Raw genomic sequence first — 11955 nt, 5'->3', positions numbered from 1 at the left:
ACGGCGGCCGCCGGCTTGTGTCGGCGACCATCGGAGAAACCTATGAAACAGACTCATGTAAATAGCTACTACGCCGCAACCCGCAACTTCACCGGCGACTTCCCCGTCCTGGAACAAGCTGTGGACTGCGACGTCTGCATCATTGGCGCCGGCTACACCGGTCTGTCCTCGGCCCTGTTCCTCTGCGAAGCGGGCTACAGCGTGACCGTGCTCGAAGCCGCCAAAGTCGGTTTCGGCGCCAGCGGTCGCAATGGCGGCCAACTGGTCAACTCCTACAGCCGCGACGTCGATGTCATCGAAGAACGCTACGGCGACAAAACCGCCGAAGTCCTCGGCAGCATGATCTTCGAAGGCGCCGACATCATTCGTCAGCGCATACAGCACTACGACATCCAGTGCGACTACAAGCCGGGCGGCATCTTCGCTGCGCTGAACAAAAAGCAGCTCAAAGGCCTGGCCGAGCAGAAAAGCAGCTGGGAACGTTACGGCAACAAAAACCTGACCATGCTCGACGCGACGGACATCAAGCGCGAAGTCGGTTGCGACAACTACGTCGGCGGCTTGCTCGACATGCAGGGCGGCCACATCCACCCGCTGAACCTGGCCCTCGGCGAAGCCTCGGCCATCATCGGCCTGGGCGGCAAAATCTACGAGCAATCGGCAGCGGTGGAAATCACCTACGGCGAACCGATCACCGTGCGCACCGCCAAAGGCGTCGTGCGCGCCAAGTACCTGCTGATCGCCGGTAACGCCTACCTGCCGCAAGACCTCGACAACCGCGTCACGCGCAAAAGCATGCCGTGCGGTTCGCAAATCGTCGTCACTGAACCGTTGTCGGAAAAGGTGGCGCGCAGCCTGATCAAAAACAACTACTGCGTCGAAGACTGCAATTACTTGCTCGACTACTACCGCCTCACCGCCGACAACCGCCTGCTGTACGGTGGCGGCGTGGTCTACGGTGCCCGCGAACCGGACGACATCGAGCAACTGATCAAGCCGAAAATCCTCAAGACCTTCCCACAGCTGAAGGACGTGAAGATCGACTACCGCTGGACCGGCAACTTCCTGCTGACCATGTCCCGCATGCCGCAATTCGGCCGCATCGAGAAAAACGCCTACTACATGCAAGGCTACAGCGGCCACGGCGTCACCTGCTCGCACCTGGCCGGCAAACTGATCTCGGAAATGATCCGCGGCGACGCCGAACGCTTCGACGCGTTCGCCTCGCTCCCGCACATGCCGATGCTCGGCGGCCGCACCTTCCAGGCGCCACTCACTGCCATGGGCGCCGCGTATTACGCGCTGCGTGATCGGTTCGGGATCTAAGCCCAACGCAATCCCTGTAGGAGCCAAGCTTGCTGGCGAAGACGGCGGCACAGTCAACATCGACGTCGCCAGACACACCGCCATCGCGAGCAGGCTCACTCCTACAGGAGATCTATGGCGTGCACAGAATGTGTGTACGCCCCGGCCCAAACTGTAGGAGTGAGCCTGCTCGCGATGGCGCCAGATCAGCCACCATCACCGCCACCTGACACCCCCAGAACCCACATCGCCAAACGGTCTGACATGAGCACCCTCAGCTTTTTCACTAACCAGTTATCGAACCTGCTGAGCAACACCACCAAACGTGATTTAATACCCGCCTTTCACATTTCCGGGACAGGGAAGCGGTACTTTCGCGGCCAAAAGTCGCCCGCCATCCACCCCCATAACCCTTAAGTATTTCTCGCATAAGGCTGTCATGGACACGGGCTCACGACTCAAATTAGTACGCGAAAGCTACAAACTGTCCCAGCGCGAGCTGGCCCGGCGTAGCGGCGTCACCAATGCCACCATCTCCCTGATCGAACAGAATCGCGTCAGTCCCTCCGTCAGCTCCCTGAAAAAACTGCTCGAAGGCATTCCCATGTCCTTGGCGGATTTCTTCACCTTCGACCAACCGCCGCGTGAGCATCAATACGTGTTTCGCGCCAATGAACAGCCGGATCTTGGGCGTCATGGGCTGCGGCTGCTGTTGATTGGCGCTTCGGTGCCGAGCCGGCAGATGCGCCTGTTGCGCGAGCAATACGCGCCTGGCGCGAGTTCGGGGGAAGAGCCGATTGTGCATTCGGAAGGCGAGGAGTGCGGGCTGGTTACGCGGGGGACGGTTGAGTTGACGGTTGATGGTCAGATCAGCGTGCTCAACGCTGGCGACGGCTATTACTTCCCGACGACGTTGCCTCACAAGTTCCGCAATATTGGCCAGGATGAAGCGGAAATCATCAGCGCTAACACCCCGGCCAACTTCTGATATCAAAACGGACGCCATCCTTTAGCAGCTGCCGAAGGCTGCGTCCGCGGCCAACAGCCATGCCCAATGGACGCACCTGCTACAGGGTTTGATCAAAGCAAATGGACTTCACCTCATGACCACGCCCCGCATCCGAGCCCTCGCACTCTGCATCTTCCATCACGATGGCAGGATACTGGTCAACGAAGCACTCGACCCCGTTACTGGAAAGCCCTTCTTGCGCCCAATCGGTGGCGGAATCGAGTTCGGCGAAACCAGCGCCCAAGCCGTACTACGTGAAGTCGATGAAGAACTTGGCTTATCCATTACCGATGTTCGCCTGTTGGGCACACTCGAAAACATCTTCACCTATGCCGGCACGCCCGGGCACGAAATCGTGCAGGTCTACGATGCGAAATTCGTGGATGCCAGCGTCTATGAACTGCTCCACTTGGATGCTCAAGAAAGCGATGGCGCTGCCTTTGTAGCGAAGTGGCTGGCGCTCGACAGTATTACTGGCGAAACGCCGTTGGTGCCTGCTGGGCTATACGAGTTGCTGAAGAAGGTTGTGCTGCCGGACGGATGCTCGGTCATTAGCAATAGCGCTGTTTAACGTATTGATCGCCAAGGATGCGATCACCTTTCAAGGAGCGAAAATGACATTGACTGCCGAAGCGTTGGTCAGCATCGCGATGACCAATCCAGTACACGCGGAAATCGGATCTATTTGATGCATAGATCTGGTACTTTTTTTCATGTCTCCCCAGTCAGGTGTAAGCCAGCAATCGTCCGCAGAGCACCACGCTGATCCATAACATAATCGAAAATATCGCCTGGATTTTTGCTATTCCTGGCGCCGCGGTGTCGGTGTTCCACCGGGCTACTGACCGAAAGACGCCCACATGAAAAAGAGCCGCGTTGAGGCCCGCAATACCGATCAAGCACAGCTTCAGAATAAAAACGCTGTTAGATGCGAAGTCGTGCGGATGGGCTGAAAACATCATCAGCCCCGCCGGGACGATCAACAGCAGGGCCGCGACTCCCCACCTCAGCAGGTGGCGGGCCAGTGCCGTCACCGGAAGATCTCTCGACAGCCCGAGAACCCGCAGATCGAACATGACGACCGAGCCGACAAGCACCACGAAGCCAATGATGTGAACCACCTCGACGATCGGATACAGCCATAACTCGCTTCGCATGGCCAAACCGAGTGGCGAGTCACCCACATCGTCCAGCCAGCCGTCCAGACTCGATCCACCGCGGGTGCCAGTTGTCTGCATCAACGTAACTCAGTGGTTTTGTTGTCGACCGTGATGCGTTCTGCGCGCAGTTCATCGGGGTTGTTGCGATTCTGATAGCCCACCACCGTAGCCCGTTTTCCGACACTCAGCATTTCCCTGGAAAGCCCCCGGTTTTCCATGCGCGATGGCGGCGCAAGCACGACACTCCAGGTCTTGTCGTCGGTCTTCAGGCGAATGAACCCGTGCGGGTGGGAATAACCGGACTCCTCGATCGTTCCGTTCAACTGCAAGGGTTTGCTCGAGTCATACTCACTCCAGCCGTGATGAGCGAACACCGTCGATGCCACCAGTAACGTTGAGAATCCAAGAGCCCCAAGCAAGCGCTTCATGATGCAATCTCCTGTTACGGATCATTGATGACCGTCGACCTGTTCTGATCGGGAACAGGTCAATCCAGAGAGTCTTAAAAATAGTACAGATTCGTGACGAGGGGAGGCCGGGACAGCTTCGCCGTCCAGCGGGAGCAAGCTCCCTCGCCACGGAGGGTGGTTTCTATATGGAAAAGGTGACAGATCTATTTAAACAAAGGACCTGTCACCTTTATCACGAGGTAAAAGGGGACGCATTTATTTTCCCCCTCAAAATTGACAAGCCCGATCATCCAAAACACTATTGCCCCATGACCTACATTCCCCGCATGAATATGATGTGCTCCTCCATGACCGCCGCTGGCGGGCCGTGAGGTCACGCGTTCGCAGGATTTGACGTAGTTACCCAAAGCCCCGCCAGAAATGGACGGGGCTTTTTAGTTCTCCGTGCACCGATGGTTAACGGAGAAAGAAATGTTCGAAATCAGACGCGCCAAACCTAGCGATGCCCAAATGGCATTCGACATCCGCCTTCAAGCGATACGGCACCAATGCATCGGCGCTTATACCGCAGAACAGATGCTTGCCTGGACGGCAGGCGCGGCCAAGGACGGTTACAGCGACTTAATGGAGAAGCACTTTTACCTGGGCTGCATTCAAGGTGAACCGGTGGCGACAGGGATGCTTGATCTGGACAACAGCGAAATCGGCGCGATCTTTGTGCTGCCGGGTTTCATGCAACAAGGCATCGGCTTGAAGATGCTCAGCCATCTGGAATGCCTGGCGCGGGAGTTGGGCCTGAAGGCGGTCAATCTGGACGCTACGTTGAACGCGACTGATTTTTACCGGCGCTGCGGTTTTGTAGGTGACGAACCTTCTATTTACCATTCACCTTCAGGGCTTCAGTTGGCGTGTGTGCCAATGGTGAAGAGGCTTTAGCCTTGGTCGGAGAAGGCGGGCAGGGTTGCCGCCGCGACTTCTGCACAGACGTCAACCGCTCGTACACTGCCCGGCACGTTCTCGCGGCTAATCCTTCCAATGTCGTGTTACCCACGCTCAGGAAGAACCAACATGATTAATCACAAATGGCGGTGCTGACGCTCGCAGTCATGATGTCTGGCAGTTCGCTGTATGCGATTGCAGCTGACTCAACACCCGGGACCACCTCTACTTGATGGCACGAGTCAAAGCCGCGACCCTGCACCTAAAAGCACCAACGCAGACCCCGACGCAGGTTCACTTCCTAAAGGGGCCGACGGCGGGACAACCGATAACGGCCCGACGCCTGCCGGATCAAAAGACAGGTGAACAGGGGCAGGGGAGTGGTAGCAGTAGCGGAGGAAACTCGGGTGGGGGTTAGTTGCTGGTCAACCCACGCAGCTAGACAAGCCCGGCCCTGCAACCGGGCTTTTTATTGCTTTCTTTCAAGCCCGCCTCAAGCTGGGTAATCGAACTGACTTGCCCACCCATTTGCATTCGACCTGACCAATCATTTGCATCGGATTTGACCCTCCCGCTGTGTGGCCATGACCGGCAGAGAACGACCCATTGCAGACGTTCCCGAACGCCCAGGCACGCATTCCCAGTAAGCGGAGCGAATGACTTGAGTCGCCTGTCAGGAGCTGATCGAATAGCTTTTGCAGAAAAACATCGCCCACCACTGAGTTTGATAGCAAATAATGCCCAGACCAATTGTCCCAGCCGGCTGCGAGGCTGAACTCAGCACATTGGAAATTCTGGTGAATTTTTTCATCAATGCTTATGACAGGTGAACCCAATCGTTTGAACCCTCGGAGTTTGATCAGGTTTTCAGCTAGCAATAGCCAACAAGCGTCTGACAACTCGTTGAAACTGAGTGTCAGATGTCCATTAGCTGCCGTGTCGAGAGTTGGGTTCATCTATTGCCGTCTAAGGTTTGGCGCGAAGGGAATACAGAAACGTGGCTGCGGGGGCGTTGTTTAGGTGCCTGATCAAGTTTGAGACCGTTTTATTGCGTTGGCGAGCTGTTCAGCGTTGTTGCGCAATTCAATGAATTTTTCGTTTAGCTCGACATGACCTGGATTCCAAGAAAGGACGCCATCGACATAGCTTTGACCAAGAATGAGATCATTTAATGAGCCCATTCCGCCATAGGCTGACAGTAGATACTCAATCCCATAGTAATCAGAATCCAGCAATAGTGCCCTTGCCTTACGCATCCAAAAGCACCAGTGGGTGTCTCCATCGCTTTCAAGCACGATTGCAAGCTGATCAAGAATGCAGATCAGCTCTTCAGTTTTCGGTCCCATTTCTCGACATCGTCCAAAGTGAAACACGGCATGGGCGGGATGATCCGCTGTTGAGTATTTCTCGCCCGCTAGCTACATAAGCTACTGTTTCGCCATTAGGGTGTCCACGGGCCGCTTTTGGCCGAATCCTGCCTTTCGCGAGAGGCAGGAATCCATAACCCGAAGCGGACTTTCAAGCTTAGTCATCGTGAATTGGTTTTACGAGCAACAGTTCGTAGGTCAAATCGGCTTCATAAAATGTGGTGCACCATTCTTGAAAGCCCGACCGGGGCTCGCACAGTAGACGGATGATGAGTCCGGACTCCGTACTAAAAGTTTCTTTGACGACTGCGATATCCCCAGGCGCCGCATCACGAGCATTTATCCAATCAACATACACAGCCTTCGTAGAATCGACGTGGGTTAGTTTTATGAAGTCGCCTTTGGAAAGTGTCATAGCTGTCTTTAATGCCTCCTACCGATCAGGTAAAAACCTCGTTCGAGTGACTGCTTCTGGCCGATCGGTGCCTTTAAAAGAGGGCCGAGTGCTACTCATTGCGGCCATTCACGGCAGTCATTTATTGGCCAAAACTTGCCCATTTTTAGGCCCCGAGCACGAAATGGACAATTAGCGCATCCAGGCACGAAGAGCTTCGAACTCAATTGGGCTCGGATGGCGCAGTCGGGCGGCTAAAGATTCCTCTTCGTCTTGAGAAATGAAAGCTTTGACAATTTTCGGGATACTTCGAGGCCCTGCCTGGTAGTTCATGGCAACACACTGTCGACTGAAAATAGCCTCAAGAAGTGCATAATCTGCGGGTAGCAGAGCCGTTTGGATCAATGCCACTTCACTTTTCAGTGCAACACTGAAGTCTGCTTTAGGTGGTAGCCTAGACAGATCTCTAGCGACGCGCACGTATTCCCTTGTCACGAACGAAGAGATATCGGCATGGGCAAGTGGAGATGGCTGTGCAAAATGAAGTACCTGAGCAATCCCCGAAGCGCCGTTTTCCAATCTAACCACGCAATAAGGCTCACCACCGCCTGTAGCCGCAAAGGGAAGAAAGGTTCGACCTTGCTGGTCATCAGGATTAAGCCACTCATTGATTTCTCGCTCGGCCTCTTCGACATCAAGCCATATAAAATCTTCAAGGCTACTCAGTGCGGCCGTCGCTGGATGCGTATGCGCTATTCCCATGAGAGTCGCGAGGCGTTCAGGAAACTGAATGTCTATATTGCGCGCAAGCCTTTGAAAGTCCTCTACAACCGCAACGTCTTTTCCATAATTCAAAGTGACAGGCTCTCCGCATCGGTAGCAGGGCGTTTGAAGTTTCGGAATTCATCTCAGCTTTCCGGCCGTTTTCAAAACGCATCTTAGGCTGTTTATGCGAGTCCCAAAAGGCGAGAGGTTGCGGACTGGCTGGCGGTGCCAATCACTCTGAATAGAATGTCCGTATATGGACTCCTCCTCGTTGCAAGCCTCCTTCGCTTTGGCGCCCGTGCCGACTGCACACGTATATTCGGCCTCTTACAACGGCATCGTTTTGATGCAGGGCCATGATGGGCTATTCGCGCGTCGGCTCCCAATCGCTTCTACGTGCTTTACGCACCTGGACATTAGAGGGTTTTGCCGACGCCGGTTCGACCGGTTTGCCATTGCTCGGGTTGCTTCGCAATCGTGGTGTGGGGGGGATTCTCCTGGAGTGAATAATTCAGGCCGCTGCCCGATCCGGTTGGTAATCAGTGCCGTTGCGCAGCATCGCCCAGGCCATGCGTGCAGTTTTGTTGGCCAGTGCGATAGCGGCCACGTTGGGATGTGAACGTTCGGCTAAACGGACAGCCCACTGGCTGAGTCGATCGTCTTTGGATTTTGCTGTGCGCAGTGCCGACCGCGCACCGTGGATCATCAGCGTTCGCAGATAAGCATCCCCGCGTTTGCTAATGCCAAGCAGTCGATCCTTGCCGCCAGAGCTGTGTTGCTTTGGCGTCAACCCTAGCGAGGCGGCCAGTTGTCGGCCGTTGGCAAACTGACTGGCATCACCGATGGCAGCAACCAGCGCGGTGGCAATCATCGGGCCGACTCCACGCAGCTGCTGTAAACGGACGGCCATTGGCTCACATGCCGCGATCGCAGATATCTCGCCATTGAGTTCGCCCACGCGCTCATCAAGTGCGCGCAGGTCATCCCACAAACCCTTCAGCAGACGACGAAAACGTATCGTCAAACCGTTATCCGCATCTTCTAGCCAGCACGGTATTGCGCGACGCAGCATCAGTAACTCCTTCGGCGCAATGAGGCCGTACTCGGCGATCAGCCCACGAACCTGATTGGCTTTGGCGGTCCGCTGTTCAATTAAGCCGGCCCGGATGCGATGCGTCGCCTGGATATCCTGTTGTTCGATGGTCTTGACGGCGACGAAGCGCATGCTGGGGCGGCTCATCGCCTCACAGATTGCCTCGGCATCGTTGGCGTCGTTTTTGTTGCTCTTGACGTACGGTTTGACGAACTGAGGCGCGATCAGCCTCACCTGAAATCCGCGTGCCTGTAGCTGCCGCGCCCAATGGTGCGCACCGCTACAACTTTCCATGCCGATCTCACAGCCGGGTTCGGTCTTCTCCAGCACCGTTTGCAGCCAGCGATCGCGAGGCAGACGCTGCCGCCAGACTGGCTGCTCATGACGATCCACGCCGTGGATCTGAAACACGTTCTTGGCCAAGTCGACCCCAATGCGCATAAGCTTCATGTGTGGACTCCTTCTCACGGTTGACTGCGGTTCGTACCTTCAGTCTGGCACTCAAGATGCCGAGGTGAGGAGGAGTCCATCCCATTGCTTCTGGCCGTGCTCTGCCGATCATGGTTACAAAGCGTGCTGGTCAAATCCGATGCAATCGGTGGTCAGAACCAATGCAAATGATTGGTCAAGTCGAACGCAAGCGGGCGGTCAAGTGGAGCGCAATTTCGCACGAGCAAGGGTAGCGCTGCAAAAAATGCAAAAGGCCGGGCCACTCAAGATTCCACCACCTCAATCGTCCATTCGCCCAGCACGTTCTTCGTGACGTATTGGAACGGCACAAACATTCCATACGCCTCGAGGTAGACGTAAATGTCGGTGCTGTATTGGTAAGTATCTTTTATGCAGCTGAGTACCTTGGCAGTCCCGGTCAAACTCGGGTGATACGTGCTCGCAGGTTTCTGCGACTGCACCTCACAGCTGTATCTGTCGTCGACGGGCACCAGGGCTCTGGGACCTTTCCCGCCGTTAGTGTATTGAAGCCGCATTTCTTGCGCCGTGTATCGCAGGAGTGCGCCGACCGGCATGTGCGCCCAATCGCCCTCGAAGTTGAGGTTCGTCAGCGCTTTATCCTCAATCGTTATCTCACCTGCACGACTGCTGAATTGACTTTCAGCCAGGACAATCAGGCCTCGGAACGTGGCTTTGGCCCACTGACCGCGTCGGTCTTCATAACGCTCCGTCAGTTGATTACCCGTCTTGCCTGAAAGGTATGTCGAGTCACGCCCGTTGAGCCGCACGCCTTCATCTGAATACTGCCTTGGCTGGGAGTTATCCTTGAACACCCGGCGTAGGTGCTGAATGCTTTTCTCCGGTTTGGGCATATTCAATGCCTCGATGGCTTTCAACACCGGGGCGGCAACGACGGGGGCCGGTAATTCGAAAGGCGACTGCTCACGCCCTTCAAATTGAGTGTATTGGTCTAGCGATTGCGGTTTGCCGCAGGCCACTTGAACCAGCTGACGCTCATCGGCGCTGAGGCTTTGCGATCCGATGGCTTTAAGATCTGTCTGCATGCTTCCAGCGAGTACACGACTGTGAGTATCAAGGTAGAAATGGCTTAACGCGGTCAGTTGTTGCAGGGCGCAGTTGGCCGTCCACCGCTGGCGTACCTGCCCATACAAGGCGTTTTTGCCGGGCATCAACATCTCGCCGGGCAGTACGCGGGCCGTCCAGAAAGTCACCTCATCACCTGTTACTTTCAGGCTGCTGCGGTCGATCATCTGCCAATCCTGATGCTCGGGTGCGGAGAACACGCGCCATTGAGGAGGTGCTGTCTGGGCACACACCTGCTTAAACTGCGCACTTTGCAGGTACCGGCTTTTTTGTTCAGCAGGCAATTGTCGGGAGTCTTCCGAACGCCCTCGCGGGTTCGCGGCGAATAGCGACATTCCCGCTTTGCTGCGGTAAGCCATCTGCGCATCGGGCTGGCTGCAGTGGGCGTCGAAACGGGCCAGATAATGGAGTTCCGGACTTGGGGACGAAGTCACTAGATAGGTGATCCGATCACCCTCGCGCACGATCGAGTTCGGCTCGGGTGTTTCGAACAGCACACTGTTGAAAACCGCAAAACCCGGCTGGGCCTCAGGTGTTGTGATTTGAGCGGGTTTTGTTGCTTGGCATCCAGAGAGGATCAGGGCAACGGTCAGCAGTGAAAAAAAGCTGGAAGGGCGGGACGTGGCATCCATGCAGGTGTACTTCATTGAAAGAATGATGGCATATTAGCATGAGTGCTGGCCGCCCAATAGAACGCCGTTTTTACCGACAAACAGGCATCTGGATTTCAGGGCTGCGACTCAAATTATGGAGAGACAAAGTTGACTGGACAGGTTTTGAAGTCGAAGTTGGTCAATTTTCTGGTGGCCGATGCCGAGGTGAATTACGACAACGTGGACGATTTATATTCCGTGGCTGAGGCTGGCAATGTGGACGCGTTGGGCGATGTGCTGGAGGCCTTCAAGGAAGCATACGGAGGACTTTGGGTCGGCGGGAAGATGGAGCTGACGCAAAAAATGGTTCGTTTGAGTGCCAATGCCATGAACCGTCTTGTTCAGGACGGGACGCTGGATATTGAGCTCCCACTGGCATTCATCCGAAAGGTCACTATTGAAGGCGGGTTCATGACGAAGATCATCCGTCTGGATACCGGCGCTGGCAGCGTTAAATTCCGGTGTTTTGGTGCGAAGGATGTCGCGGCGCTGATAGAGAAGACAATTCACTCGCCAACTCGACAGGCCTGAACAACACAAAAAACCCGCAACTCAGTGCGGGTTTTTTTACGACTCAACTTTGATCACTGACTCTTGGGTGCATCAAACCCGCGCTGCTCAATCACCCGAAACACATCGCTCACATCCTGGACCATGATCCGGGCGATGTTGGTGACGGTGTTGATGTCGTGTTCGGCATAGTCGGGGAGGCTGGTGCAGGCCATGAGGTTGAGGTATTTGAGGACGGCGTTGAGGCGTTCGCTGAGGCAGTTATGGAGTTCGCGCAGCGGGGCGTCGTAGTCGATGAGCAGGACGGGGTAGTCGGTGGCGAGTTGGGACATGGGGGTGAAGCGGCGAGGCGTATTGTTTGTGGACATAAGGATGAGCTCTTCAAGGAATTATGAGGCGCCACCTTTCTGCTGCGAAACAAAGGGGTGGCAGCTATGTGTGGGTTCGCAGACCGGAGAAGAGATCAAAGCCGGCAGACCCGAAAGTCTCCCACACACAGCCGCCATAAAACGGAACGGCGGCAAAGTTTGCCACAGTTGTTTTTAGCGGTGTGATCACTTCTGTAGGGCTGCGAAACCCAATCGCTAACTTTGGTCAGCGACGGGTCGAATATAGGCGGCGATTTTGGTGCCTGCAAACGGGTGTGTAGGACCAAAATCGTTACTTTGTGGCTGATGGCGGATCCTGCATTCAGCTGAATAACAGTCGGAAAATCAGAACGTGTTTAATGCCAGCTGAGCCGTGCGTGCCGGATTTGCGGCTACTGCGCAGCCGAACGCAGGCTTCGCCAGCAGCT

12 protein-coding genes are annotated in these 11955 nt (G+C 55.5%); 5 read left to right on the top strand and 7 right to left on the bottom strand.

Annotated elements, in window-relative coordinates; all coding sequences use genetic code 11:
* Positions 1–42: 42 nt before the first annotated feature.
* The 3 genes from RHP74_RS18725 to RHP74_RS18715 all read left to right on the top strand — a co-directional run bounded on the left by RHP74_RS18725 (position 43) and on the right by RHP74_RS18715 (position 2885).
* The gene (locus RHP74_RS18725; RefSeq protein WP_010455430.1) at positions 43–1326 is read left to right on the top strand and encodes an FAD-binding oxidoreductase; all 1284 of its coding nucleotides are present in this window, start codon (positions 43–45) and stop codon (positions 1324–1326) included.
* Between the two features lie 418 nt (positions 1327–1744).
* Entirely contained in the window at positions 1745–2293 is a 549-nt protein-coding gene (locus tag RHP74_RS18720) for a cupin domain-containing protein (protein WP_007946335.1), read from the top strand.
* Positions 2294–2408: 115 nt separating this feature from the next.
* Positions 2409–2885, top strand: a complete 477-nt coding sequence (locus tag RHP74_RS18715; RefSeq protein WP_083376438.1) for an NUDIX hydrolase — start codon at positions 2409–2411, stop codon at positions 2883–2885.
* A 154-nt stretch (positions 2886–3039) separates the two neighbouring features.
* Here the strand turns inward: RHP74_RS18715 and RHP74_RS18710 are convergent, their stop codons facing one another.
* Positions 3040–3552, bottom strand: coding sequence for a DUF6644 family protein (locus RHP74_RS18710; protein ID WP_311096042.1), 513 nt, complete (start codon positions 3550–3552; stop codon positions 3040–3042).
* Entirely contained in the window at positions 3552–3902 is a 351-nt protein-coding gene (locus tag RHP74_RS18705; protein WP_077749504.1) for a DUF6152 family protein, read from the bottom strand. Before RHP74_RS18705 ends, RHP74_RS18710 begins: the two co-directional genes overlap by 1 nt.
* 453 nt (positions 3903–4355) lie before the next feature.
* Here RHP74_RS18705 and RHP74_RS18700 point away from each other — a divergent pair, with 453 nt between their 5' ends.
* The gene (locus tag RHP74_RS18700; protein ID WP_311096040.1) at positions 4356–4820 is read left to right on the top strand and encodes a GNAT family N-acetyltransferase; all 465 of its coding nucleotides are present in this window, start codon (positions 4356–4358) and stop codon (positions 4818–4820) included.
* Between the two features lie 1031 nt (positions 4821–5851).
* Here the strand turns inward: RHP74_RS18700 and RHP74_RS18695 are convergent.
* The 4 genes from RHP74_RS18695 to RHP74_RS18680 all read right to left on the bottom strand — a co-directional run bounded on the left by RHP74_RS18695 (position 5852) and on the right by RHP74_RS18680 (position 10628).
* Positions 5852–6169, bottom strand: coding sequence for a DUF6966 domain-containing protein (locus tag RHP74_RS18695; RefSeq protein ID WP_172790723.1), 318 nt, complete (start codon positions 6167–6169; stop codon positions 5852–5854).
* 607 nt (positions 6170–6776) lie between these two features.
* Positions 6777–7439, bottom strand: coding sequence for a hypothetical protein (locus tag RHP74_RS18690; protein WP_311096039.1), 663 nt, complete (start codon positions 7437–7439; stop codon positions 6777–6779).
* Positions 7440–7860: 421 nt separating this feature from the next.
* Positions 7861–8892 carry an IS110 family transposase gene (locus RHP74_RS18685; RefSeq protein ID WP_311095896.1) on the bottom strand — a complete coding sequence of 344 codons (1032 nt, stop codon included), beginning with the start codon at positions 8890–8892 and terminating at the stop codon, positions 7861–7863.
* 263 nt (positions 8893–9155) lie between these two features.
* Positions 9156–10628, bottom strand: coding sequence for a hypothetical protein (locus RHP74_RS18680; RefSeq protein WP_311096038.1), 1473 nt, complete (start codon positions 10626–10628; stop codon positions 9156–9158).
* 129 nt (positions 10629–10757) lie between these two features.
* Between RHP74_RS18680 and RHP74_RS18675 the strand changes: the two genes are divergently transcribed.
* The gene (locus RHP74_RS18675) at positions 10758–11180 is read left to right on the top strand and encodes a hypothetical protein (protein WP_145308309.1); all 423 of its coding nucleotides are present in this window, start codon (positions 10758–10760) and stop codon (positions 11178–11180) included.
* A gap of 53 nt (positions 11181–11233) precedes the next feature.
* Here the strand turns inward: RHP74_RS18675 and RHP74_RS18670 are convergent, their stop codons facing one another.
* Entirely contained in the window at positions 11234–11527 is a 294-nt protein-coding gene (locus RHP74_RS18670; protein ID WP_311096037.1) for a fructose-bisphosphate aldolase, read from the bottom strand.
* Positions 11528–11955: the final 428 nt, after the last annotated feature.

It is taken from the genome of Pseudomonas sp. SG20052 (genome assembly GCF_031766055.1).
Classification (GTDB): Bacteria; Pseudomonadota; Gammaproteobacteria; order Pseudomonadales; family Pseudomonadaceae; genus Aquipseudomonas; species Aquipseudomonas mandelii.
Note: the sequence above shows the minus strand (reverse complement) of the source record. Positions and strands in the feature narration are given on the sequence as shown.